This window comes from Streptomyces sp. NPDC048424 (genome assembly GCF_040651555.1).
Classification (GTDB): domain Bacteria; phylum Actinomycetota; class Actinomycetes; order Streptomycetales; family Streptomycetaceae; genus Streptomyces.
Window position 1 is genome coordinate 144,094 of the sequence record NZ_JBEZKE010000014.1, and the last position, 25,940, is coordinate 170,033.

Annotated in this window: 12 protein-coding genes and 1 pseudogene; 10 read left to right on the top strand and 3 right to left on the bottom strand. The window is 72.8% G+C overall.

Features of this window, described 5'->3' with window-relative positions:
- Positions 1 to 76 precede the first annotated feature (76 nt).
- Genes AB0D29_RS21430 through AB0D29_RS21445 form a run of 4 tightly spaced genes read left to right on the top strand, consistent with a single transcriptional unit; the run spans position 77 to position 15,669 of the window.
- Positions 77 to 1,141 carry an iron-siderophore ABC transporter substrate-binding protein gene (locus tag AB0D29_RS21430; protein WP_362856231.1) on the top strand — a complete coding sequence of 355 codons (1,065 nt, stop codon included), beginning with the start codon at positions 77 to 79 and terminating at the stop codon, positions 1,139 to 1,141.
- Positions 1,138 to 2,925, top strand: coding sequence for an ABC transporter ATP-binding protein (locus tag AB0D29_RS21435; protein ID WP_362856233.1), 1,788 nt, complete (start codon positions 1,138 to 1,140; stop codon positions 2,923 to 2,925). Before AB0D29_RS21430 ends, AB0D29_RS21435 begins: the two co-directional genes overlap by 4 nt.
- A gap of 56 nt (positions 2,926 to 2,981) precedes the next feature.
- Positions 2,982 to 13,979: an amino acid adenylation domain-containing protein gene (locus tag AB0D29_RS21440; protein ID WP_362856235.1), complete on the top strand. Its 10,998-nt coding sequence runs from the start codon at positions 2,982 to 2,984 to the stop codon at positions 13,977 to 13,979.
- A complete protein-coding gene (locus AB0D29_RS21445) occupies positions 13,966 to 15,669 on the top strand; it encodes an ABC transporter ATP-binding protein (RefSeq protein ID WP_362856237.1) in 1,704 nt (567 codons plus the stop codon). Before AB0D29_RS21440 ends, AB0D29_RS21445 begins: the two co-directional genes overlap by 14 nt.
- 32 nt (positions 15,670 to 15,701) lie before the next feature.
- On the opposite strand, the gene AB0D29_RS21450 is transcribed toward AB0D29_RS21445, so the two are convergent.
- Positions 15,702 to 16,820, bottom strand: coding sequence for an alpha/beta hydrolase-fold protein (locus AB0D29_RS21450; protein ID WP_362856239.1), 1,119 nt, complete (start codon positions 16,818 to 16,820; stop codon positions 15,702 to 15,704).
- 93 nt (positions 16,821 to 16,913) lie between these two features.
- Here AB0D29_RS21450 and AB0D29_RS21455 point away from each other — a divergent pair, with 93 nt between their 5' ends.
- From AB0D29_RS21455 to AB0D29_RS21475, 5 genes are all read left to right on the top strand, one after another.
- On the top strand, positions 16,914 to 17,126 hold the full coding sequence (locus AB0D29_RS21455) for an MbtH family protein (RefSeq protein WP_351296379.1): 213 nt from the start codon (positions 16,914 to 16,916) through the stop codon (positions 17,124 to 17,126).
- Positions 17,127 to 17,167: 41 nt separating this feature from the next.
- The gene (locus AB0D29_RS21460; protein WP_362856241.1) at positions 17,168 to 18,736 is read left to right on the top strand and encodes an amidohydrolase; all 1,569 of its coding nucleotides are present in this window, start codon (positions 17,168 to 17,170) and stop codon (positions 18,734 to 18,736) included.
- 312 nt (positions 18,737 to 19,048) lie between these two features.
- Positions 19,049 to 20,461: a family 2B encapsulin nanocompartment shell protein gene (locus AB0D29_RS21465; protein ID WP_362856243.1), complete on the top strand. Its 1,413-nt coding sequence runs from the start codon at positions 19,049 to 19,051 to the stop codon at positions 20,459 to 20,461.
- A gap of 341 nt (positions 20,462 to 20,802) precedes the next feature.
- Positions 20,803 to 22,086, top strand: coding sequence for a family 2 encapsulin nanocompartment cargo protein terpene cyclase (locus tag AB0D29_RS21470; RefSeq protein ID WP_362856245.1), 1,284 nt, complete (start codon positions 20,803 to 20,805; stop codon positions 22,084 to 22,086).
- Between the two features lie 2 nt (positions 22,087 to 22,088).
- Entirely contained in the window at positions 22,089 to 22,997 is a 909-nt protein-coding gene (locus tag AB0D29_RS21475; RefSeq protein WP_362856247.1) for a geranyl diphosphate 2-C-methyltransferase, read from the top strand.
- Between the two features lie 82 nt (positions 22,998 to 23,079).
- Here AB0D29_RS21475 and AB0D29_RS21480 read toward each other — a convergent pair.
- Positions 23,080 to 24,692: pseudogene (locus tag AB0D29_RS21480) on the bottom strand (FAD-binding oxidoreductase).
- 63 nt (positions 24,693 to 24,755) lie between these two features.
- Here AB0D29_RS21480 and AB0D29_RS21485 point away from each other — a divergent pair.
- Positions 24,756 to 25,433, top strand: coding sequence for a TetR/AcrR family transcriptional regulator (locus AB0D29_RS21485; RefSeq protein ID WP_362856249.1), 678 nt, complete (start codon positions 24,756 to 24,758; stop codon positions 25,431 to 25,433).
- Here the strand turns inward: AB0D29_RS21485 and AB0D29_RS21490 are convergent.
- Positions 25,402 to 25,869 carry a MarR family transcriptional regulator gene (locus tag AB0D29_RS21490; protein ID WP_362856251.1) on the bottom strand — a complete coding sequence of 156 codons (468 nt, stop codon included), beginning with the start codon at positions 25,867 to 25,869 and terminating at the stop codon, positions 25,402 to 25,404. The genes AB0D29_RS21485 and AB0D29_RS21490 overlap by 32 nt on opposite strands.
- Between the last annotated feature and the right edge of the window lie 71 nt (positions 25,870 to 25,940).

Here is a 25,940-nt window from a genome sequence, read left to right on the forward strand (position 1 = left end):
CCTCACTTGAGCACGATACGGTTTGCCTGCCCTCGGGCGGGGGTGCAGTGGACGGCACGAAAGCAAGGGATTGCGGATGCTTCTCCAGCGAACGACTCGTACCAACTCCTGGGGCCGGCTGACGGCGGTACTCTCCGCCGCGGCCCTCGGTGTCGGCCTCCTGGCCGGCTGCGGTTCCGACTCGAAGGACCCGGCTGACAAGAAGGGCGACGACGCCCCGGCCGCCGCGGCCGGCACCTTCCCGGTCACCGTGGAGCACGCGTTCGGATCCACGAAGGTCGCCAAGGCCCCCCGGCGGGTCGTCTCCGTCGGCTACACCGACGACCAGGCCATCCTGGCGTTCGGCATCAAGCCGGTCGGCATGGTCGACCAGTACCCGAACCCGCCGGGCACGAGCCCCGACATCAACACCCAGTGGCCCTGGGTGAAGGACAAGTGGGGCGACACCCGCCCCGAGGTCGTCATGAACAACGGCGACACCGGCCCGAACTACGAGAAGATCGCCGCGCTCCGGCCGGACCTGATCATCGCGGTCTACTCCGAGATCGACCAGGCCGCCTACGACAAGCTCTCCAAGATCGCCCCGACGGTGGGCCGCACCAAGGCCGAGAAGGAGCCGTTCAGCGCCCCCTGGCAGGACAACGCCGTCCACATCGCCAAGGCGCTCGGCCAGGAGTCCAAGGGCACCGAGCTGGTGAAGGGCATCCAGGACAAGCTCGACGCGGCCAAGAAGGCACACCCCGAGTTCGCGAACCAGAAGGCCGTCGCGCTGTCCTGGTACAAGGACTCGGCGGCCCCCTTCACCTCCACCGACGTCCGCGGACGCCTGGTGACGGGCACCGGCTTCACGTACCAGACCGAGATCGACAAGATCGCCGACGGCAAGTTCTTCACCACGCTCTCCCCCGAGCGCATGGACCTCATCGACGTCGACCGCATCTTCGTCATCAACGACAAGGCCGACACGGAGGCGCTCAAGAAGTTCGAGCTCTTCGCCAACCTGGCCGCGGTCAAGAACGGCAAGGTGTCGTACCTGCTGGACAGCGAGGGCCCGGCCGTCGGCGCGGCCATGTCCCAGGGCACCCTGCTCTCCCTGCCGTACGCCATCGACGAACTCGTCAAGTCGGTCGGCCAGGTGTGAGCACCACCGATACCCGCGTCGCCCCGTCGACCCTGCGCACGACGACCGGACGCGAGGCCACCCGCTGGGTCACCGCGCACTGCCGCGAAGTGCCCTGGCTGACGGGCGCCACCGTACTCACCACGGTGGCCGGGGCGGCGCTCCAGGTACTCCCGCTGCTGCTGCTCGGACGGGTCGTGGACGGGGTGGTCGAGGGCGCATCCCGCTCCATCCTGGTCACGACGGGAGTGCTGATGGTCGCCGCCGCGCTGCTCGGCGCGGCGGCCACCGCCCTGTCGACCTACCTGGTCGGGCGGCTGGGCGCCGATCTGCTCGCCCGGCTGCGCGAAGGCGCCGTACGGGCGGTGCTGGGGATGCCGAGCGCCCGCATCGAGCAGGTCGGCCGGGGAGACGTGCTGTCCAGGGTCGGCGACGACGTCGCCGTACTGTCCCGGGGCATCCGCACGGCCGTCCCCACGGTGTTCTCGGCGGGCGTGCTGGTGGTCATCGCCACGCTCGGCATGTTCGGCCTGGACTGGCGGCTCGGCCTGGCGGGCGCCGGCGCCCTGCCCGCGTACGCGCTGGCCCTGCGCTGGTACCTGCCCCGGTCCGCCCCGCTCTACCGCAGGCAGCGCGCGGTGCAGGCCGACCGCGCACAGGCCCTGATCAGCGGGCTCAACGGGATCGACACGGTCCGGGCGTACCGCCTGGAGGGAGCCGTCCGCGAGAAGGTCACCAGCGAGTCGTGGCGGGTGCGCGAACTCGGCATCGAGGTGTTCCGGCTCTTCGGCCGGTTCGTCGGCCGGGAGAACCGCGCCGAGTTCATCGGACTGGTCCTGATCATCGTGGTCGGGTACGCCCTGCTGGAGGCCGATGCCGCCAGCCTGGGCGAGGTGTCCGCGGCCCCGCTGCTGTTCCACCGGCTGTTCACCCCGCTGGGCTCCATCATGTTCACCTTCGACGAGGCGCAGAAGTCGGGCGCGAGCCTGACCCGGCTGGTCGGGGTGCTGGGGGAGGACGCGGAGGACCGGCTGGTCGGCGCCCCGGGCGTCGCACCGGCGGTCGACGCCCCGTACCCCGTCCGGGTGGAGGCACTCACCTTCAGCTACCCCGACACCGAGGAGCCGGTCCTCCGGGACGTCGACCTGATGATCCCGGCGGGCGGTTCGCTCGCGCTGGTGGGGGCGACGGGCGCCGGCAAGTCGACCCTGGCCGCACTGATCGCGGGCATCGGGACCCCGCAGGCCGGGTCGGTGCGCATCGGGCCGACCGACCTCGCCGGTCTGGACGAGGCCGGGGCGCGGGCCCTGGTGAGCATCCTGACGCAGGAGACGCACGTGTTCTCCGGCCCGCTCGCCGACGACCTGCGGCTGGCCGCGCCGGCGGCGACCGACGCCGAGCTGACGGACGCGCTGCGCACCGTCGGCGCCGACGGATGGGTCGACGCGCTGCCCGCCGGACTGAACACCCTGGTCGGCGAGGGCGGCGAGCGCCTGGACGTCACCAAGGTCGCCCAGATCGCCCTGGCCCGGCTGGTGCTGGGCCGGTCCCCGGTGGTGGTGCTCGACGAGTCCACGGCGGAAGCGGGCAGCGAGGGCGCGGCCGAGCTGGAACGGGCGGTGCTCGCCGCGTGCGCGGGCCGGACCACGCTGTTCGTGGCGCACCGGCTGACGCAGGCGATGGCAGCGGACCGGATCGCCGTGCTCGACGCGGGACGCGTCGTCGAGCACGGCACTCACGAAGAGCTGGTGGCTCTGGGCGGCCGGTACGCGCGCCTGTGGCGGGCCTGGCGCGAGGGCAGCTAGCCCACCCCGATCCGGGTGGGCCGACATACGGACTGTGAAGGGGCGTTGAGTCTTCGATGACGGAACCGACCGCTCGTCTCGTGCGGCTTTCTCCCACGCGCCTGGCCGGCGTGCGCCGGCGAACGGGCGACCACTGCGACCGGACCATCGCCCACGCGTGCGCCATCGGGCTGGCGTACTGGGCGACGGGCAGCAGCCCGGACGGCATGGAACTCACCCCCGGCACCCTCTTCGCCGACGTCCTCGGCTGGGCCGCCAACGGCGGTGCCGGGGCGCCCGGCTGGGAGGTCGGCGAGGACGGCGAGGACGGCGAGGACGGCGAGGACGGCGAGGACGGCCGGAGCATCGCCGTCCCCGAAGGCGTCGCGGCGGCCGACGCACAGCTCGCGCTGGACGACCTGGCCGACTTCCCCGACCGCTCCCTCGGCAGCATCGCCCCCTCCAGTGCGGCGGCGCGGCTCGCGAGCCTCGCCGAGTGGAACGACACCGGGGCGGACCGGATCCGCCCGACCATCGTGGAGATGTTCCGCGAGCAGGCCCGGACCAGGCCGGACGCCGTCGCCGTCGTCGACGAGCACCGCTCGCTGACGTACCGTCAAGCAGCCGAACTATCCAGCCAGTTGGCCCACCACCTGATCGAAGCCGGCATCACCGCCGAGCAGGTCGTCGGCATCTCCCTGAGCCGCTCCGCCGACATGGTGATCGGACTGCTCGCCGTGCTCCAGGCGGGCGCCGCCTTCGTCCCCCTCGACCCGCAGTGGCCCGCCGCGCGCCGCGCCGTCGTCATCGACGACGCCCGCGTCGTCCTGCAGCTGGCCGGCCCGGGCGAGCACGACCCCGGCGAACCACCGGCCGTGCCCGTCGACCTCGGCGAATGGCGGTACGGATCCCACCCCGCGGACGGGACCGGGATCACCGTCCCCGGCAACGCACTCGCCTACGTCATCTTCACGTCCGGTTCGACCGGCCGGCCCAAGGGCGCGATGATCCGGCACGAAGCGATCAGCGAGCGCCTGCTGTGGCAGGTCGACGAGATCCTGCACTTCGGCCACGACGACGCCTCGCTGTTCAAGGCGCCGCTGTCCTTCGACATCTCCATCAACGAGATCTTCCTGCCGCTGGTGTCCGGCGGCCGGCTGGTGGTCCTGCGCCCCGGCGGCGAACGCGACCCGCACCACCTCCTCGGCGTGATCGCCGAGCAACGCGTCACCTTCACCTACCTGGTGTCGTCCATGCTGGACGTGCTGCTGGAGATCGCCGGCGACTCCGGACGGCTCGACAGCCTGCGGCACGTGTGGTGCGGCGGCGAGGTGCTGACCCCGGAGCTGTACGAACGGTTCCGCACCCGCCTCGACATACCCATGTACCACGGCTACGGCCCGGCCGAGACGACGATCGGCGTCTCGCACGTCATCTACCGGGGCGCCGCGGAGCGCCTGTCGACGTCGATCGGCAAGGCCAACCCCAACACCCAGCTGTACGTCCTGGACGAAGAACTGCGCCCGGTCCCGGTCGGGGTCGGCGGCGAACTGTACGTCGGAGGGTTCCTCCTGGGGCGCGGATACGTGGGCGCGCCCGGCCTGACCGCCTCCCGCTTCGTCGCCAACCCCTTCGCCGCGGACGGGTCCCGGCTCTACCGGACCGGTGACCTCGCACGGTTCGCCCCGGACGGATCGCTGGACTTCCTCGGCCGCGCCGACAACCAGATCAAGATCCGCGGCATGCGCCTGGAGATCGAGGACGTCGAGGTCGGCCTCGCGGAACACCCCGACGTGCGCCACACCTGCGTCCTCGCGAAGAAGAACGCCGCCGGCGGCACCTACCTCGTCGGGTACGTGATCCCGGCCGCCGGCAGCGAGGACCTGCGGGCGGACGAGGTCAAGGCATGGGCCGCCGGGCACATGGTGGAGTACATGGTGCCCACCCACATCGTCGTGATGAAGGAGTTCCCGCTCACCGCGAACGGCAAGCTCGACCGCGGCGCGCTGCCGGAACCCGACCTCGGGACGGGCCCGCTCGCCGCGCCGGCCACCGAGAACGAACGCCTGGTGTGCGAGGCGGTCGCGGCGCTGCTGCGACTGGACGGGGTCGGTGTCGACCAGGACTTCTTCCAGCTCGGCGGAGACAGCCTCCTGGCCATCTCCCTGCTGAGCGCGCTGCGCACCGTGGGCCTACACGTCACACCCCGGCAGATCTTCACCAACAGCGTCATCGGCGCGCTGGCGGCGGTGGCGAGCCGCGAGGGCGCGGCCGCGGTGGACCACGGCGACGTCGCGACCGGTGCCGTCGCCGGATCGCCCGTCGTGCGGTGGCTCGGCGAGACCACCGACGCCATCGACGGCTTCGTCCAGTCAGTGGTGCTGAACACCCCGGCCGACCTGACCGCCGACGCCCTCGACGAGATCCTCACCGCCCTCCTCGCACGGCACGACATGCTGCGCGCCAGGCTGCTGCGCGACGACTGGAGCTTCGACATCCCGGAGGCCGACGGGGACGCGGCGGGGTGGCAGGAGAGGGACGACCTGCCGCTCGACGCGTGCGTCGCCCTCGCCACCGCCGGGCTGGACCCGGACAGCGGCGTGATGCTGCGGGCCGTCTGGCGCCGCGCGGCACGACAGCTGGTCGTGGTCGTCCACCACGTGGTGATCGACGGCGTGTCCTGGCGGATCCTGCGGGAGGACCTCGCCACGGCATGGCAGCGCTGCGCCACGGGCGCGCCCGTCGAACTGCCCCCGGTGGGCACGTCGTTCCGGCGCTGGACGCAGTTACTGGAGCGCACGGCGTTCGACGCCGACCGTGCCCACTACCGGCGCCCCCTGCCGGGGCCCGACGCGCCGGTGGGCAGGCGCGCGCCGGCCGAGAGCGACACCGTCGAGCGGGAGCGGGTGACGACCGTCTCGGTCGGCCCCGAGGTCACCGCCGCCCTGCTGGGCGAGATCCCCGCCCTGTTCCACGCGGGCGTCAACGACGTACTGCTCACCGCGCTCGCCGTCACCCTCGCCCGGTGGCGCCGCGACCTCGGGCAGGACCAGACGTTCGCGCACATCGAACTGGAGGGCCACGGCCGCGAAGGGCACCTCGTGGCGCCGGCCGCCGGATTCGAACCCGAACTCTCGCGCACCGTGGGCTGGTTCACCACCCTCTTCCCGGTGACCGTCGACCCCGGACCGGCGGCCGACCTCACCGCACCCGCGTACCTGGCCGCCGCCCTCAAGTCGGTCAAGGAAGACCTCGCCCGGGTACCGGGCAACGGCCTCTCCTACGGAGTCCTGCGGTACCTGAGCGGCGGCGCCGGGTCCGACACGCCCGCACCCCAGGTGCTGTTCAACTACCTGGGCCGCTTCGACGCCGGAGCCTCCGGGGACTGGGAACTCGCGGGAAGCACCGGCCAGTTGGGGGAGCGGCGCGATCCGCGGATGCGCCTGCCGCGCGCCCTGGAGTTCAACGCGATCGCCGAACCCGCCCCGGCAGCCGGCGCGTACGAGCTGGCCACCACCATCTCCTGGCCCGACGGGATGTTCACCGACGAGGACATCGCCACCATCGGACGGTACTTCCGCGAGGCCCTGGAAGGGCTGGCCGCACTCGACCAGGGCGGCCACTCTCCCAGTGACTTCGCCCTGGTGGAGCTCACCCAGGCCGACGTCGACGACCTGGACGGCCCGTCGCTGCGGGACGTCCTGCCGTTGACCCCGCTCCAGGAGGGCCTGTACTTCCACTCGGTCTTCGACGACGACTCCGCGGGCAGCTACGTCGAACAGCAGCTGCTGACGCTGGAGGGGGAGGTGGACCCCGCCCGGCTCGCGGCGGCGGCCACCCGCCTGCTCACGCTCTTCCCCAACCTGGCCGCGCGGTTCACGGCCCTCGCCGACGGCCGGGTCGTCTCCGTACTGGAAGGCGGTGTGCGGGCCCCGTTCACCACGCTGGACCGCCCCGGCATCACCGACGAGGAGATCCGCGACCTCGCCGAGCAGGACCGCCGCACGGGCTTCGACCTGGCCACCGGCCCGCTGATGCAATACACGCTCATCCGCGCGGGCGCCGGCCGCACCGTCCTGGTGCAGACCGTGCACCACATCATCGCCGACGGCTGGTCGGTGCCGCCGATGCTCCGCGCCCTGCTGGCCGAGTACCACGCACCCGGCACCGTGTACCCGCTCGGCGGCTTCGCCGACTACGTGCACTGGCTCGCCGAACGCGACGAGGACGAGAGCGACCGGGTGTGGCGCGAGCAGCTCGCCGAGCTCCCCGGCCCTTCGCTCGTCGCCGAGGGGCACACGCCGTCCGACCGGTTCGCCGACACGGCCGTGGAGCCCGAGGGCGACATCGACGAGGCCGTCCGGTCGGCCGGTGTACCGCTGAGCGTGGCGGTGCACAGCGCCTGGGCGGTGACGCTGGGCGGCGTCCTGCACGGCACGGACCCGCACGGCGCGCACCCGTACGGCAGGGACGTCGTGTTCGGCTCCACGGTGTCCGGGCGGGACGCCGACGTGCCCGGCATCGCGGACATGGTGGGCCTGTTCATCAACACCATTCCCGTGCGCGCCCGGTGGGCCGCGCACACCACGGCACACGAGCTGCTCGGGTCGGTACGGGAGCATCAGAGCGCGGTGCTGCCGCACCAGCACGTCTCGCTGGCGCGCACCGGCCGGCAGGCCGGCGCCGGACCGCTCTTCGACACGCTGGTCGTCTTCGACGTCGCGACCGATGTGGCAGGTCTGCGGGGAACCGAGGACACCCTGGCCGTCACCGGCATCGTCAACGAAGGGGCCCCGCACTACCCGTTGACGCTCGTGGTGGAACGCGCCCTCGACGGCCGACCACGCTTCAACCTCATCTACGACGGCGCGCTGCTGCGGGAGGCCGGCGCCCGGGCGATCCTGCGGACCTTCACCCGCACCCTCACCGGTCTGCTCACCCGCCCGGACGCCCTGGTCGACGACCTGACGGCCGAGGACGCCCGGCGCCCGCAGCAGATCAGCCCGACGACCTTGGGCGCGCTCTTCGACGCCGCCGCGCACCGGGACCCGGCCAGGGTCGCCGTCACCCAGTGCGCCCTCGACGGCGGCGTCCGCTCCCTGACCTACGGCGAACTGGCCGCAGCCAAGGACGAGTTGGCCTCGGTCCTGCGCGCGGCCGGCGTCGGTCCCGGCGAACGGGTCGCCGTCGCCGTGCCCCGCTCCCTGGAGCAGGTCGTCGCCCTGGTCGCCATCGTCACCGCGGGCGGCGCGTACGTGCCCCTCGACCTCGCCTATCCGGACGAACGGCTGGAGTACGTCCTCACCGACGCCGCACCGCAGGTCGTGCTCGTGGAGCGCGAACAGCGCGACCGCTTCGCACGGTTGCTGGACCGGGCGGGCGTGCCGGCCCTCGTGCTCGTCCAGGGGGACGAGGCGCCGCAGGACGCCACCCCGCCCGCGGCCGAGGTCGACTGGCGCGATCCCGCGTACGTGATCTACACGTCCGGATCGACCGGCAGGCCGAAGGGGGTCGTCGTCCCGCACTCCAGCGTGGTGACCCTGCTCGCGAACACCCGGCCCGACATGGACTTCGGCCCGCACGACGTATGGGTCCAGTTCCACTCGTACTCCTTCGACTTCGCGGTCTGGGAGCTGTGGGGCGCGCTCGCGCACGGCGCCGAACTGCTGGTGCCCGACTACGGGCTGACCCGCTCCCCGGTGGACTTCCACCGGCTGGTGCGCGAGCGCGCCGTGACCGTGCTCAACCAGACCCCCTCGGCCTTCCACCAGTTCATCGAGGCCGACCGGCAGGCCGGCGAGCCGCTCCCCGCACTGCGCCGGATCGTCTTCGGGGGCGAGGCACTCGACCTCGGCCGGCTGCGCGGCTGGGTCGAGCGGCACGGCACCGCCACGCCCGAGCTGGTCAACATGTACGGCATCACCGAGACCACCGTCCACGTCACCCACCGGGTCCTGACCGACGGGGACTTCGGCCACGGCGACGAGGCCAGCCCGATCGGCGCCCCGATCCCGGGCCTCGTCACCCACCTGCTCGACGACCGCCTCCGGCCCGTGCCGCCGGGCCGGGTGGGTGCCATCTACGTGGCCGGCGACCAGGTGTCGCTCGGCTACCTGGGCCGGCCGGGACTCACCGCGGCCCGGTTCGTGGCGGACCCGTTCGCGGGCGGCGGCTCCCGCATGTACCACACGGGCGACCTCGCCCGCCGCACCCTCGACGGAGAGCTGGAGTTCACCGGCCGCGCCGACGACCAGGTGCAGCTCAAGGGCTTCCGCATCGAGCTCGGCGAGGTGGAGTCCGCGATCAGAGAGCTCGACGGCGTGGTCGACGTCGCCGTGACCGTGGCCGACAGCGGCGACCACCTCGTGGCGCACCTCGTGGGCCGGGTTCCGGGCGACGCCACCGCCCTCACCCGCCTGCTGGCCGCGAAGCTGCCCGCGCACATGGTGCCCGGCCTGGTCCTCCCGGTCGACGCCCTGCCGCTGACGGTCAACGGCAAACTGGACCGCAAGGCCCTGGCCGAGCGGGCCGCACACCACGACGACACCCCGGTGGCCGCGTCGGGCTCGGCGCTCGCCGCGCTGGTCGGCATCTTCACCGACACGCTGCCCGGTGTCGCCGTGGACGGTGACTGCGACTTCTTCCGGGCCGGGGGCGACAGCATCCTCGCCATCACCGTGGTCAACCGGGCCCGGGCGCTCGGCCTCGCGATCGCCCCACGGGACGTGTTCCTGCTCAAGACGCCCCGCGCCCTCGCCGAACACCTGGCGACGGGCACCCCGCGGGCCGCAGAGCAGGCACCCGCACCGGCACCCGCCTCCGCCGTCCGCGAGGACGGCCCGCTGCCCCCGACATCGATCATCCTGCGCCGGCGCGAACTGGGCGGCTCCCTCGCCCGGTTCGCCCAGGCCAGGGCGCTCGTGGCGGCCGAGGGCACCGGCTTCGCCGACGCCCAGCGCGCCGCGGACGCCGTCGTGGCGGCGCACCCCGCCCTGCGGCTGCGGCTGCGCGTCGAGCACGGGGTGTGGGCCCTGCGCACCGAACCCGCCCGCGCGGTCACCGTCGTACGAGCGGACGCAACCGGCGCCACCGATGCGACGGCTGCCGCGAACGAGGCCGCCGGACGGCTCGACCCCGAGGCCGGGGACGTCATCGCGTTCACCTGGCTGGAGGCGAGCCGGACCCTGGTGGTCACCGTGCACCACCTCGCCGTCGACTCGGTGTCCTGGCTGGTCCTCCTCGACGACCTGGCCGCCGCCCTGCGCGGCACGGCCCTGGCGCCGCCGACCACCTCCTACGCCGAGTACGCGGAGGCCCTCGCGTACCGGTCCGCCCACGTGACCGACGACCTCGGACACTGGATCACCACGCTCCAGGCGCCCCCGCTGCTGCCCGCCGTCGAGGGACCGCGCGAGACCACGGTCGTGCTCCCGCCCGAGGTCAGCGACCTCGTGACGCGTACCGCTCCCGCCGCACTCGGCATCGGCCTCACCGAGCTGCTGTGCGGCGCCCTGCGCACCGCACTCACCCACGTACAGCCCGCGCCCACCGACCTCGCCGTCGAGCTGGAACGGCACGGCCGGGTCCCGGCGCTGGCCCACCACGACTACACCCGTACGGTCGGCTGGTTCACCTCCATCGCGCCCGTACGGCTCTCCGCGCACACCGACCCCGTGGCGGCGGCCCGCGAAGTGGCCGAGCGGCAGCCGGACGAGCGCGCGCACGTCGGGTACGGACAGCTCAGGTACCTCAACCCGCAGACCGCCCCCCTGCTGGACGCCCGCCCGCAGGTGCTTTTCAACTACCTCGGCCGGGGCGGCGAGTCCCAGGCCCTGCACGTCACCGGTGCGGACCAGGGCAGCCCGTACGCCGTGGAGGTCAACGCCTGGACCGACGCGGCCACCGGCAGCCTGCACGCGGCCTTCACCCTCGCCGAGGGCGTACCCGACGAGATCACCGGGCACTGGCGGCGGGCCCTGGAACGCATCGCGGACGCGGCCACGACCGCCGAGCGCACGGCCCCGGTCACCCCGCTCCAACGGGGTCTGTTCTTCCAGGCCCAGCTGGCGGGCCCGGCCGGCCACTACGTGGCGCAGAGCTGGTTCACCTTCGACCGGCGCCTGGACACCGACGCGCTGGCCGAGGCGATGGCGTGGGTGATCGCGAGGCACCCGGTGGTGGGCGCCGGATTCACCACCGACGACGACGGAAACGCCGTGCAGGTCCTCGCCGCCGGCCGGCGGGTCGGCGTGCGCACGCTCACCCTCGCCACGGACACGGAGGTCGAGGCCCTGCTCGCCCGGGACCGGGACACCGGATTCGACCCGGGCGAGCCGCCGTTGATCCGGCTGACCGTGGTGCGGATGCCCGACGGCCGCGACGGCCTCCTGCTCAGCTACCACCTGCTGCTGTGGGACGGCTGGTCCCGCGAGATCGTGCTGCGGGACCTGTTCGACGCCTACGAGGCAGCCCTCGCGGGCGAGTTGACGCCCCCGGCCCCGGCGGCGCCGAGCTTCGAGGAGTACGCCCGGGCGCTCGACGCCAAGGACGCGGCCGCATCGGAACGCTTCTGGGCGGAGCACCTGACAGGCCTCCCGGGCCCGACGCTGCTCGCCGGACCGGCACCGGCCCTCGTCGACGACCTGCCGCGCACGCTCGTGCACACGCTCTCCACCGAGGCGTCGGAACTGCTGCGGGAGGCGGCCCGGGCGCACGGCGTCACGCTGAACTCCGTACTGACCGGCGCGTTCGGCCTCCTCCTGGGCGCCCGCACCGGCCGCGGTGACGCCGTGTTCGGCGTGACCGTCTCCGGCCGCGAGGGCGAGGGCCTGTCCGACATCGTCGGCGTACTCCTCAACACCGTGCCCATGTGGACGCGGGCCCGGCCGGGCGACACGGCCGGCGCGTACCTGTCGGCCGTACAAGCGGCGAGGGTCGCGGCGATGGAGCACGAGCACCTCGGGCTCGGCGAGATCCAGCGGGCCAGTGGCCACGACACGCTGTTCGACAACTTGTTCGTGCTCCAGAACTTCCTGGACATGGACGCCTTCGCCGAGATGAACGCCCGGCACGGCATCACCGCGGTGCGCGCCGACGACTCCACGCACTACCCCTTCACCTGGGTCGTCACGCCCGGCGACCGGCTCACGGTCAAGCTGGAGTACCGCGACCACGACACACGGGCCGCCCGCCGGCTCCTCGACGACTACCTGCGCGTGCTCGAAGACCTGGCCCGCTCCACCGGCCCGGTCGGCGCGCTGCCCGGCCTGGAGCCGCGACCCGCCCCGGCCGACCGCACGGACATCGGCACGGACACCGTCGTCGACCGCTTCGACCGGGCGGCGGACCGTGACCCGCAGCGGGTCGCGCTCGTCGCCCACGGCCGGACCATGACCTTCGGCAGCCTCCGGGACCGCAGCCGCGCGGTGGCGGGCGTGCTGGCCCACCGCGGCATCGGTCCCGAGACGACCGTGGCCCTCGCGATCCCCCGCTCGCTCGACTCGATCGTGGCGCTGTTCGCCGTGCTGCGCACCGGCGCCGCGTACGTGCCGCTGGAGCTGGACCACCCGGACGAGCGGATCGCGGCGATCGTCGCGGACGCCCGCCCCGACGTGATCCTCACCGTCAGCGCCGTGTCCCCCCGGCTGACCGGCGACCTGATCGAACTGGACCGGCCCCTCCCCGGGGCCGAACCCTTCGTGACGTACGCCCCGGACGACCCCGACCGCCTGCGGCACCCCGCGTACACGATCTACACCTCCGGATCGACGGGGCGCCCGAAGGGCGTGGTGACCGAGTACGCCGGGCTGACCAACATGCTGATCAACCACCAGCGCCGGATCTTCGAGCCGGTGCTGGCCGAGCACGGCCACCGGGTCTTCCGCATCGCGCACACCGTGTCCTTCGCCTTCGACATGTCGTGGGAGGAGCTGCTGTGGCTCGCCGACGGCCACGAGGTGCACATCTGCGACGAGGAACTGCGCCGTGACGCCCCCCGGCTGGTCGAGTACTGCCTCCAGCACGCGATCGACGTCATCAACGTGACCCCCACCTACGCGCAGCAGCTGGTGGCCGAGGGACTGCTCGACGACCCGACGCGGCGGCCGGCGCTGGTGCTGCTGGGCGGCGAGGCCGTCACCCCGACGCTGTGGCAGCGCCTCGCCGAGACCGGGGGGACGGCCGGCTACAACCTGTACGGGCCCACCGAGTACACCATCAACACGCTCGGGGTCGGCACCTTCGAATGCCAGGACCCGGTGGTCGGCGTGGCCATCGACAACACCGACGTGTACGTACTGGACCCGTGGCTGCGCCCGCTGCCGGACGGGGTCCCCGGTGAGCTGTACGTGGCGGGCATCGGCATCGCCCGCGGCTACCTCGGCCAGCCCGGCCAGACCGCGGACCGGTTCGTCGCCTGCCCGTTCGGCGCCCCCGGCGAGCGGATGTACCGCACCGGCGACCTCGTGCTGCGGCGGCCCGACGGGAACCTGATGTACCTCGGCCGCACGGACCAGCAGGTCAAGATCCGGGGCCACCGGGTCGAACTCGGCGAGGTCGAGGCCGCGTTCGCCGCGCATCCGGCCGTCCGGTTCGCCGCCGCGGTCGCCCAGCCCGACCCGCAGGTCGACGGCGCCCACCGGCTGGCCGCCTACCTCGTCCTGGACGACGGCGACTTGGCGACCGTCGCCGCCGAAGTGGGCTCCGCACTGCCGGACTTCCTGCGCCCGACCCACTACGCACAGGTCGACGCCATCCCCCTGACCGTGAACGGGAAGGCCGACACCAAGGCGCTGCCGGAGGCGAAGCCGCTCGGCGCGCTGACGACGGCGGGGGAGCGCGGCCCGGAGACGGAGACCGAGACCGTCGTGTGCGAGTACTTCGCAGAGGCCCTTGACCTGGACGATGACGAGGTGAGCGCGGTGAGCGACTTCGTGTCCCTCGGAGGACACTCCATGCTGGCGGTGCGGCTGATCGGGCTGCTCCGCCGCGAGTACGGTCCAGTGATCACGATCCGTGATCTGTTCACCCTGCGCACCCCGGAAGCGATTGCCCGCCACGTCGATGAAAACTCCTGACAAGCAGCGGCCCCACGTGGGGTCCGACATCCTCCGCACCGCGCTGCGCCGCAACGTCGGCGCCATGACCTGGGGCACCGTCCTCATGGGCCTCTACCAGGCCGGTGAGACCGCCTTCCCCATCGCGCTCGGCCTGATCGTCGAGCACACGATGCGGGGGGAGCGCAGCCTCGGCGCGCTCGCCGCGTCCATCGCCGCGCTCGCCGTGATCATCACGACCGTGTCGCTGTCGTGGCGGTTCGGCATGCGCATCCTGCAGAAGGCCAACACGACCGAGGCGCACCGCTGGCGGGTGCGCGTCGCGGACTGCGGACTCCAGCCGGTGGCCAGGGACGTGGACCTCAAGTCCGGCGAGGTGCTGACCATCGCCACCGAGGACGCCGACCAGACCGCCGACATCATCGAGGTGGTGCCGCTCCTGATCAGTTCGCTGGTCGCGGTGCTGGTCGCGGCGGTCGCCCTGGGACTGGCCGACCTGCGGCTCGGCCTGCTGGTGATCGTGGGCACCGTCGCGATCCTGTCGATCCTGAGCGTGATGTCCAAACGGATCGGCTCCAGCACCCGCGAACAGCAGGCCCGGGTGGCGCGGGCGGGCGCGAAGGTCGCCGACCTGATCACCGGCCTGCGCCCGCTGCACGGCTTCGGCGGCAACCACGCCGCGTTCCGGTCCTACCGGAAGGTCAGCACGGAGGCGAAGCACCAGGCGGTCACCGTGGCCCTGGCGAACGGCGCGTACGCGGGCACCGCCATGGCCCTGAACGCCGTCCTCGCGGCCTCCGTGACCCTGACGGCGGGCTGGCTGGCCTTCGACGGCCGGATCACCGTCGGGGAACTCGTCATGGCCGTCGGGCTGGCCCAGTTCATCATGGAACCGCTCAAGATGTTCTCGGACATGCCCAAGTACGTGATGATGGCCCGCGCTTCGGCCGAGCGGATGGCACTGGTACTGGCCGCACTGCCGGTGACGGCCACCGGGCCCGAGCGCCCGGCCCCGGGTGGGGACCTGGAGATCGACTGCGTCCGGTACGGGGCCCTGCGCGAGCTGAAGTTGCAGGTTCCGGCCGGGGAGTTCGTGGCGATCGCCGTCTACCAGCCGCGCGCCGCGGCCGACCTCGCCTCGATCCTGGCCGTCAAGGTCCCGCCCGGCGCGTACGAGGGAGTGGTGCGGGTCAGCGGGCAGGACATCGCCGACCTGTCGATCGAGGCGGTCCGCGAGCACATGCTGGTGAACCCGTACGAGGGGGAGATCTTCGCGGGCACCCTCCGTACGAACATCGACCCGTCGGGCACCAGCCGCACGCTCCCCGAGGCGGTGGAGGCCTCCATGCTGACCGACGTCGTCGCCCTCCACCGCGAAGGGCTCGACTACGGGGTCCGGGACCGCGGCGCGAACCTGTCCGGTGGACAGCGCCAACGGCTGTCCCTGGCCCGCGCCCTCGCCGCCGACAGCGACATCCTCGTCCTGCACGATCCGACGACCGCCGTGGACGCGGTCACGGAACAGCTCATCGCCCGCAACATCGCGGAGCTGCGCCGGGGCCGCACCACCGTGGTGATCACCGGCAGCCCGGCCCTCCTGGACGCCGCCGACCGAGTCCTCGTCCTGGACGACGGGGTCATCACCGCCGAGGACACCCACCGCAACCTCCTCGCCACCGACGAGGGCTACTGCCTGGCGGTGGCCCGCTGAGCGGCGAGAGCCGAGAGCCGAGAGGGACGGGCCTAGCCGAGGGCCCAGCCGACGTCCCTGAGCAGGGCGTGCCGCCAGCCCGCCCGGTCGTGGCCGGACGCCGAGCGGGACACCCGTACGGTCGCACCGGCCCGTTCGGTCAGGGCCTCGACCTCTTCGCAGTGGGGCAGCATCCGGGTTTCGTGTTCCCCCACGTCGAAGGCGATCCGCAGCCCGGACAGGTCGGGGCCCTCCCGCAGGCGCGCGGCGAGGGCGCCGCCCGCCGGGCCGCCCAGGGGGTCCGCCAGGTCCGGGGCGCCGGGCGCCCACCAGAACGACGCCGACTGGCAGGTGACCCGGGACACCAGGTCAGGGAACTCCAGCGCCGCGTACAGCGCGCTCAGCCCGCCGAGGCTCTGCCCGGCGACCACCAGACGGTCCCGGTCCGCGGGCAGACCGGTCTCCGCCACCAGGGGCAGCAGTTCGTCCCGCACCGCCTCCCACAGCCCGGGCCCGCACCCGAACTCGGCCTCCCGGTCCCGGACCGGCAGGAACACGAGGGTCACGGGGGGCATCTCGCCGGCGGCGACGGCCGAGTCGAAGGCGGTCACGGCCGGGTGCAGGTACAGCCAGTCATCCCCGTCGAGCAGCAGGACCACCGGTCCGCCACCGCCCGCCGGGTGGACCCGTACGGTACGCCGCCCGCCGAGCCGTTCGCTCGCCCAGCGGAGCCGGGTGCGCGGGAGGGGCAGGACGTCCGAGGGGCCGATGAGGGGCCAGTGCGGCTGGGCGGGAGCGTCGGGGGTCGCGGCGATGGACCGGTCGCCGCCCGCGCCGGCCGGGTTGAAGGGGTCGGCGTGCGCCGCGCCGTCGACGAGGAACTGGTAGCTCACCCGCAGCCGCGGGGGCATGGGGACCTCGGCGTACCAGCAGTCCGTACCGCCCCACCGGCGCAGGGGCACCGGCTCCGACCAGCTCTCGAACCCGATGCTCGCCGGGGCGCCGCGCCACAGGAACAGGGTCGTCCAACTCCCGTCGCCGGTACGGACGGAGGCGGGCGCCCCCGCTGCCGCCCAGAACGCTTCAGTGCCGGGTTCGCCGAGCAGTCCGTACGCGGCGAAGGAGTGGTCCGTGCCGGCCCCGCGGCCGGAGACGGGATCGGTCAGGCGCATGCGGATCTCCTTGTGAGCGGCAAGGGGAAGGACTAAGCTCTTCGGAATTAGGCGAGCCTAACCTAATTACGACGTTCCCGGGAGGTACCGACCGTGAGCACCAACCCCTTCGACGACGCCGAGGGCCGCTTCCTCGTGCTGGTGAACGGCGAGGGCCAGCACTCGCTCTGGCCCTCCTTCGCCGAGGTGCCCGGCGGGTGGACGACCGTCTTCGAGGAGAACACCCGAGGGGCCTGCCTGGAGTTCATCGAGGCCAACTGGACCGACCTGCGCCCCCGTTCCCTCGTACGGTCGATCGACGCCTGACCCGCGCTCCGGCCGACACCCACAGGGGGACGACACCGCCCATGCTGTGCACCAAGCTCATCAACGCCCGCTTCCTCACCATGGACCCGGACCATCCGGTCGCCCGCCAACTCGGCATCTGGCAGGGCCGGATCGTCGGCCTGGACGAGGCCGTCGCCGCCCTCCCCGCACGCGAGGTGATCGACCTCCAGGGCGCCACGGTGCTCCCCGGGTTCATCGACGCCCACGTGCACCTGCCCTGGACCGGCTTCACCCAGAACACCACCAGCATCGCGGGCTGTACGCGCATCGACGACGCCCTCGCGATCGTGGCGGACGCCGTCGCCCGGAAGAACACGCCCGGCGCCTGGGTGAGCATCGTCGGCTACGACCAACGGGCACTGGGACGCCATCTGACGGCAGCCGAACTGGACACGGTCAGCCAGGGCCACAAGCTGTACGTGCTGCACGACTCCGGGCACGGCTGCGTCGTCAACACCGCCGTCCTGGACCTGCTCGCCGCCGACGTCCCGCACGATAACGGCTTCCTCGCCGAGGGCGCGATGGGCGCCGCCCGCGCCCTGCGACTGCCGTACTCCCAGGAGGAGGTGGCCGAGTCCATCGGACGCGCCGCCCGCACCTGCCTGGCCGAGGGCATCACCGCCTGCGCCGAGGCCGGCATCGGCGGCGCCCTCTTCGGCCACACCCCGGTCGAGCTGGGCGCCTACCAACTGGCCCGGGAGAAGGGCCTGCTGCCGCTGCGGGTCCAGCTGATGGTCTCCGCCGACAGGCTGCGCCCGGTCGGCGCGCACGAGGCCGACGGCATCCCCAAGGCCCTCGACCTCGGCCTGCGCACGGGCTTCGGCGACGACTGGCTCTCCGTGGGCGCCCTCAAGATCTTCACCGACGGCGGCATGATGGCCCGTACCGCCGCCCTGAGCGCCCCCTACGAAGGCCTCGACCACGCGGGCCAGTTGCAGGACGACCCCGAGGCGCTCGCGCAGTCCATCGTGGACGGCCACCTCGGCGGCTGGCAGCTCGCCGTCCACGCCATCGGCGACCGCGCGGCCGACGTCGCCCTCGACGCCCTGGAACGCGCCCAGGGCCTGCGCCCCCGCCCCGGTGCCCGGCACCGCATCGAGCACGCCGGACTGATCCGCCCCGACCAGCTCCCGCGCATGGCCCGACTGGGCGTCAGCGCGGTGGTCCAGCCCGGTTTCCTGCGCTCCTTCGGCGACGACTACGCGGCGATCATGGGCGCGGAGCGGGCGCCCTGGCTCTACCGGGGCAGGGGGTTCCTCGACCACGGCATCACCCTGGTCGGCAGCTCCGACCGTCCGGTGACCGACGGCTCCCCGCTGCGGGCCGTCCAGTTCATGGTCGAGCGCGCCTCCGCATCCGGCCGGCTGATCGGCCCGGACGAGGGCATCACCGTGGACGAGGCCCTGCACGCGTACACCGTGGCCGGCGCCTACGCCTGCCACTGGGAGGACCGGGCCGGCAGCCTCACCCCGGGCAAACGCGCAGACCTGGTCGTGCTCGGCGACGACCCGCGCGGCGTGGACGTCTCGCGCATCGGCGACATCGAGGTGGTGGCAACGTACGTCGACGGCCGCGAGGCCGGAAAGTAGCCCGAGCGAAGGCCCGCCGCGTCCCCAGGGGCGCGGCGGGCCTTCGCCATGTGGCGCCGGGGTCGCTGCCGGCGATGAACCGTGGCGGTCTGGACCAGGCTGGATCTCATCGGTCGGCCGGGCAAACGTGGTGCGGGTCAAGATCACTGCATCGAGGTAATGAGGACGGCGTGTCAGGGTCCGCCGGACGTACCCGCCGTTAGTGTTCCCCGGGATCTGGACGGATTCCCGAATATTCCCCCCTCTTTTTCCTCTTTCACCGGTGACGTGCACTTATGCCGATCGCCGCCCTTACGAAGGAGAGCTCGACCGATGACTGTTGACACGAGCCAGGAAACGCAGCTGGAAGCCCCCCAGCAGTCCAGCCTGAGTACGGCCGCCGCCCGCAACCTTGCCAGCACGACCAAGTCCGCCCCGCAGATGCAGGAGATCACCTCCCGGTGGCTGCTGCGGATGCTCCCCTGGGTGGAGACCAAGGGCGGCACCTACCGGGTGAACCGCCGGCTCAGCTACACCGTCGGCGACGGGCGGATCGAGTTCATCCAGGACGGCGGCGACGTCCGGGTGATCCCCCGCGAGCTCGGCGAACTGGCCGTGCTGCGCGGCTTCGAGGACGAGGAGGTGCTGGCCGCGATCGCCGGCCGGTGCGTCCAGCGCGACTTCCGGGCCGGCGAGGTGCTCGTCGAGCGCGGCACCCCCGCCGACCAGATCCACCTGATCGCCCACGGACGGATCAACCAGACGTCCGTCGGCAAGTACGGTGACGCGGTCGCCGTCGCCGTCCTCGCCGACGGCGAGCAGTTCGGCGAGAACGCCCTGCTGGACGCGGACGCCACGTGGGACTACACCGCGACCGCCGAAACCCCCGGCACCCTGCTCACGCTGTCCCGCGCCGAGTTCGCCGCCGTGCTGTCCTCGGCGCCGAGCCTGCAGTCCCACGTCCAGCGGTTCAGCTCGCTCCCGCACCAGCGGCAGAACAAGCACGGCGAGGCCGAGATCGCGATGTCGGCCGGCCACACGGGCGAGGCCGAACTGCCCGGCGCCTTCGTCGACTACGAGCTCAAGCCCCGCGAGTACGAGCTGTCCATCGCGCAGACCGTCCTGCGGATCCACACCAGGGTCGCAGACCTCTACAACGGGCCGCACAACCAGACGGAGGAGCAGCTCAGGCTCACCATCGAGGCGCTGCGCGAGCGCCAGGAGCACGAGCTGATCAACAACCGGGAGTTCGGCCTGCTCCACAACGCCGCCTTCAAGCAGCGGATCCAGACCCACTCCGGCCCGCCCACCCCGGACGACCTCGACGAGCTGCTCTGCCGCCGCCGCGGCTCCAAGTTCTTCCTCGCCCACCCCCGGACGATCGCGGCCATCGGGCGCGAGTTCAACTCCCGCGGGCTCTACCCGGACCACGTCGACGTGGGCGGGCAGCAGGTCCCGGCCTGGCGCGGGGTCCCGATCCTGCCCTGCAACAAGATCCCCATCAGCAAGGAGAACACCAGCTCCGTGCTGGTCATGCGAACCGGCGAGGACAACCAGGGCGTCATCGGCCTGCGCCAGACCGGCCTGCCGGAGGAGTACGAGCCCGGCCTGTCGGTGCGCTTCATGGGCATCGACGAGAAGTCGCTCATCTCCTACCTGGTCACCACCTACTACTCCGCCGCGATCCTGGTGCCCGACGCGCTCGGCGTGCTCGAGAACGTCCAGATCGCCCGCAGGCGCGACTAGGCCCTGTCCGGGCGATCTTCGCGGGCCCGCGCCGTTCCCCCCGCTACCGCTGGGAGGTGCCCCCAGCCACGGCACCTCGCCGCGTTGTCGGAGCGCGCGAGTACGGCCGAGTACGAGCTGCGCTCCTCCGCCTTGCGATGCACCGCGCCTGGGGGCACCTCCCAGCGGTAGCTGGGGGAGCCGCGGCCTGATCCACGAAAATCGCCCGCACAGGACCCAGCGTGCCCACCCCCCCCGACGGCCACGACGGCCACGACGGCCGGCCAGGCCTCCGGGCCGGGCCGGCCGAGCGTGCCCGGGGCGGTCCGGGACAGCCCACCCACCCCAGCAAGGAGCCACGGATGCCCGAGCCCGGGCCTTCCCCTCTGCAGTCGAGCCTGCCTGCCGCTGCGGCCCGTTTCGGGGCCCACGTCTTCGCCAACGCCCTGGCCTCCGGTGTCGAGGCCGCCGGCGCCGTGTCCACCGTGCCCGCGGAAGTGCCCGTACAGGCGCCCGTATCCGACGCCGGGTCCGCCGCCGCGCGGCAGGTGAGCCCGGCCCTCGAACGGATCCTGCGCGGACCCAGCGGGCTGGGCACGGCGAGCCTGCACCCGGCCGCCCGGGGCGCGGAGCCGCTCGCGCCCGCGGCGCCCGAGCAGCCGGTGCCGGGCCATCCGATCCCCGGCCTCTACCACCACCCGATCCCGGAGCCCGATCCCGCGCGGGTGGAGGAGGTCAGCCGCAGGATCAAGGACTGGGCGGTGGACGAGGTCGACCTGTACCCCGACGACTGGGAGGGCGAGTTCGACGGCTTCTCCGTCGGGCGCTACATGGTCGCCTGCCATCCGGACGCCCCCAGCATCGAGCACCTGATGCTCGCCACCCGGCTGATGGTCGCGGAGAACGCGGTCGACGACTGCTACTGCGAGGACCACGGCGGCTCGCCCATCGGCCTCGGCGGACGCCTCCTGCTGGCGCACACGGCCCTCGACCCCCTCCACACGACGAAGGAGTACGAGCCGGAGTGGGCGCAGTCGCTCCACTCGGACGCGCCGCGGCGCGCCTACCGCTCCGCCATGGAGTACTTCCTCCAACTGGCCACTCCCTCCCAGGCCGACAGGTTCCGGCACGACATGGCCCGTCTGCACATGGGGTACCTCGCCGAGGCGGCCTGGGCCCAGACGGACCACGTACCCGAGGTCTGGGAGTACCTGGCGATGCGCCAGTTCAACAACTTCCGCCCCTGCCCCACGATCACCGACTCCGTCGGCGGCTACGAACTGCCCGCGGACCTCCACGCGCAGTCCGCCATGCAGCGGGTCATCGCGCTCGCGGGCAACGCCACCACGATCGTCAACGACCTGTACTCCTACACCAAGGAACTCGCCAGCCCCGGCCGGCACCTGAACCTGCCCGTGGTGATCGCCGAACGCGAGGACATGTCCGAGCGGGAGGCCTACCTGAAGGCGGTCGAGGTCCACAACGACCTCATGCACGAGTTCGAAGCCGAAGCCGCCGCCCTGGCGGCCGCCTGTCCCGTCCCGAGCGTGTCGCGCTTCCTGCGGGGCGTGGCCGTATGGGTCGACGGCAACCACTACTGGCACCAGACGAACACCTACCGCTACAGCCTGCCCGACTTCTGGTAAGGATGGACTTATCCGTGACTAGCACCGATCTCACCACCACCGCCGCCACATCCGCGGACCCCTCCGTGATCATCCCCTCCCCGGCGACGCCCTACCAGGGCGACATCGCCCGTTACTGGAACAACGAGGCCAGGCCCGTGAACCTGCGGCTCGGCGACGTCGACGGCCTTTACCACCACCACTACGGCATCGGCGACGTCGACCACGCCTCCCTCGGTGACGCCGGTTCCGGCGAGTACGAGAAGAAGCTGGTCGCCGAGCTCCACCGGCTGGAGTCCGCGCAGGCCGAGGTCCTCCTGAACCACCTCGGCCCCATCCGGCGCGAGGACACCCTCGTCGACGCCGGCTGCGGCCGCGGCGGCTCCATGGTCATGGCCCACCAGCGCTTCGGATGCAAGGTCGAAGGCGTCACCCTGTCGGCCAAGCAGGCCGACTTCGCCAACCAGCGCGCCCGTGAACTCGGCATCGAGGACCACGTCCACGCCCGCGTCTGCAACATGCTCAGCACGCCCTTCGAGACCGGGCAGGCCGCGGCCTCCTGGAACAACGAGTCGAGCATGTACGTCGACCTGCACGACCTCTTCGCCGAGCACTCCCGCGTCCTCGCGGTCGGCGGCCGCTACGTGACCATCACCGGCTGCTGGAACCCGCGCTACGGCCAGCCCTCGAAGTGGGTCTCGCAGATCAACGCGCACTTCGAGTGCAACATCCACTCCCGCCGCGAGTACCTGCGCGCCATGGCCGACAACCGTCTCGTACCGCAGGCCGTCATCGACCTGACGCCCGAGACGCTGCCCTACTGGGAGCTGCGGGCCACGTCCTCGCTGGTCACGGGTATCGAGGAGGCGTTCATCGAGTCCTACAAGGACGGTTCCTTCCAGTACGTGCTGATCGCCGCCGACCGCGTCTGACCGCGTCTGATCCCGCACGCCGGCCCGAGGGCCGGATCCGCCCCCCGGCGGACCCGGCCCCACCCGCCGCCCACGGGACCGGTCAGTCCACGAGGACGCCGGGGTTGAGGATGCCGTGCGGGTCCAGCGCCCCCTTCGCGGCCCGCAGCGCGAGGGCGAAGGGCTCGGGGCGCTGGCGGTCGTAGTCCGGGCGGTGGTCCCGGCCCACGGCGTGGTGGTGGGTGATGGTGGCCCGGTGGCGGTGCAGGACCTCGCCCGCGACGGCCTTGAGGTCGTCCCACAGGGCGACCTCGTCACCGGGCCGGCCGGCGGCGAGGACGGTGAAGTACGGGGCCGCGCCGTCCGGATACACGTGCGTCAGACGGCAGTTGACCGTCGCGGGGTGTCCGGTGGCCTTGAGCGCCGCCGCGCCCACCTCGGTGCGCACCGCGTCGATCAGGCCCGGGATCCGGTCCCAGGTGGCGGCCGTCTCGAAGGTCTCCGCGACGGCGCCCATCCTGGCCAGGCCGTCGCGCAGGTAGGGCATCCGAAGGAAGGCCGAACGCCAGGCGCCCACGGCCGCGTCACCGGACGCACCGGCGGCCGTGTCACCGCCCCCGTTCGCCGCCCCGCGCCGGCCGCCGTGCGAACGGGCCAGGGCGACGGCCCGGTCGAGCCGGGCGGTCACCGGTTCGTCCGCCGACTCGAAACCGAGCACCGCACCGCGCGGCCGTCCTGGGCCGCGCCCGACAGCGCGGCCTCACCGGCGTCCAGCAGACGGCAGTTGGCGGGGGAGAGGTCGGACTGCGCGAGGGCGCGCACCGCCCGGAGCGCGTCGTGGAAGTCGGCGAAGGAGACCGCGGCGGACGCCTTGTGGCGGGGGCGTTCCTGCACCCGGACCCATGCCTCGGTGATGATGCCGAGGGCCCCTTCGGAGCCCAGGAACAGACGGTCGGGGGAGGGGCCGGCGCCCGAGGCGGGCAGCCGCCAGGATTCGCCGGTGCCGGCCGGGGTCACCACGCGCATCGACTGCACGAAGTCGTCGATGTGCGTACGGCCGGTGGCGTAGTGGCCGCCGGCCCGGGTGGCGAGCCAGCCCCCGAGGGTGGAGAACTCGAAGCTCTGCGGGAAGTGCCGCAGGGTCAGGCCGTGCGGCCGCAGCTGGTCCTCCAGGCTCGGCCCGAGGGTGCCCGCCTGGATGCGGGCGGACCGGCCCTCGGAGTCGACCTCCAGGACGCGGCCCATGGCGGTCAGGTCGAGTGACAGCACCGCGCGGTGCTCGTCGCCCCGGTACTCCACGCCCCCGGTGACCGAGGAGCCCCCGCCGTACGGGACGACGGCGACCCGCCGCTCGCCGGCCCAGTCCAGCAGGTCGGCCACGTCCCGGTCGTCCAGCGGTCGGGCGACGAGGTCGGGGACGCGGCCGGGCCGCCCGCGCAGGGCGCGCATCACGTCGCGGTACGCCTTGCCCATGGCGTGGGCGGCGCGGTCGGCGGGATCGGCGGTGACCAGCCGGGCGAGGCTCCGAGGGGGCCGCACGGCGGAGCTGCCGATGCCCAGGTCCCGTACCCGGGGCACGGGGAGCGGGCGGGCGAGGGTACCGGGCAGGAGGGCGCCCATCGCGGCGCATTCGGCGTCGTCGGGATGGGCGTCGGCCCACCCCCAGCCCCACCAGGAGCGGGCACGGGACGTCGGTTGCGCGGTGGTGCCGGCCATGGGGCACTCCAGGGGTCGAGGTAATTTACCTAGCGGTAAATTACCTACTGATAATATCTGCTCATGGCAACCCCACCAGCCCCGATTTCGAAGGCCGGCACCAAGAGGGCCGGCACTCGGAAGGCCGGCACCAAAGGCGTCCCGCGGGAGCACCGCCGGCAGCAGATGCTGGAGGCCGCCGCGGAGGAGTTCGCCGCGCACGGCTACGCGGCCGCGTCGCTCCCCGCGATCGCCGCGCGCGTGGGCGTCACCAAGACGCTGCTGCACCAGTACCTCGGGACCAAGGAGGACCTGTACGTCGCCTGCCTGGTCCCCGTCGGGGACCGGCTGCTGGACGCGATCCGTACGGCGATGGGCCCGGACGGGACCGCGCCGCACACGCCGCTGCGCGTGCTGCACGGGATCTTCGCCGCCCTGGAGGGGAGGCGGGAAGCGTGGTTCGTGCTGTACGACACCACGCTGCCGGCCGGCGGCGAGGCCGCCCGCAGGGCTTCGGAGTACTGGACGGCCATCGACGGGCTCGCCGCCGGCGGCACCGCCGACCTGCTGCGCGCGGCCGGATCCACCGACCCGCTGGACGCCGACGCGCTCAAGTACGTCTGGCGGGACCTGGTCGCCACCCTCGTCCGCTGGTGGGTCAAGCATCCGGAGCAGTCCCCGGAGGCCATGACCCGGCGCTGCGCCCGCCTCTTCGCCGCCGCCGCCACGCTCAGTCCTGAAGGCGGGCCTTCTCTGCCTTGAGCTTGCGCCACACGGTCCCCAGCGCCTCCAGGTCCCGCTCGTCGAGGAGCTCGGTGAAGACCGGGGCCAGGGCTTCCCGCCGGGTGGCGTCGGCCGCGGCGAACACCGTGCGTCCGGCCTCCGTGAGGGCGACCTCCACCGAGCGGGCGTCGCGTGCCGAGGGCGTGCGGGTCACCAGGCCGCGGGTCTGCAGGGCGTCCACCACCCGGGAGACCTGGCTGCGGCTGAGCAGCGTGCTGTTGCCGAGGACGGAAGCGGGGACGGGCTCGGGGCTGGACGCCAGCCACAGCATGACCTCGAACCAGGACACGGGGAGGTCGTGGGCCTTCACGAGGGCGCGGTCGACGCGGTCGGTCATCGTGGTGCCGGCCCAGACCAGCCCGTAGAAGGCGTAGTCGGCCGCCGGCATCTCGGCTTCGGTGAGCTTCTTCGGCATGTCGGCAGTCTAGAGCTTGCGTGCGCACGCACATAACTTTATGGTGTGTGTGCACGCACATAAATCACGTT

What these genes read in the sequence shown, in the direction of transcription:
- AB0D29_RS21475 (WP_362856247.1), top strand. Translation starts at nt 22,089, where the DNA reads ATGGACTTATCCGTGACTAGCACCGATCTCACCACCACCGCCGCCACA.
- AB0D29_RS21430 (WP_362856231.1), top strand. Translation starts at nt 77, where the DNA reads ATGCTTCTCCAGCGAACGACTCGTACCAACTCCTGGGGCCGGCTGACG.
- AB0D29_RS21470 (WP_362856245.1), top strand. Translation starts at nt 20,803, where the DNA reads ATGCCCGAGCCCGGGCCTTCCCCTCTGCAGTCGAGCCTGCCTGCCGCT.
- AB0D29_RS21490 (WP_362856251.1), bottom strand. Translation starts at nt 25,869, where the DNA reads ATGCCGAAGAAGCTCACCGAAGCCGAGATGCCGGCGGCCGACTACGCC.
- AB0D29_RS21440 (WP_362856235.1), top strand. Translation starts at nt 2,982, where the DNA reads ATGACGGAACCGACCGCTCGTCTCGTGCGGCTTTCTCCCACGCGCCTG.
- AB0D29_RS21445 (WP_362856237.1), top strand. Translation starts at nt 13,966, where the DNA reads ATGAAAACTCCTGACAAGCAGCGGCCCCACGTGGGGTCCGACATCCTC.
- AB0D29_RS21460 (WP_362856241.1), top strand. Translation starts at nt 17,168, where the DNA reads ATGCTGTGCACCAAGCTCATCAACGCCCGCTTCCTCACCATGGACCCG.
- AB0D29_RS21450 (WP_362856239.1), bottom strand. Translation starts at nt 16,820, where the DNA reads ATGCGCCTGACCGATCCCGTCTCCGGCCGCGGGGCCGGCACGGACCAC.
- AB0D29_RS21465 (WP_362856243.1), top strand. Translation starts at nt 19,049, where the DNA reads ATGACTGTTGACACGAGCCAGGAAACGCAGCTGGAAGCCCCCCAGCAG.
- AB0D29_RS21485 (WP_362856249.1), top strand. Translation starts at nt 24,756, where the DNA reads ATGGCAACCCCACCAGCCCCGATTTCGAAGGCCGGCACCAAGAGGGCC.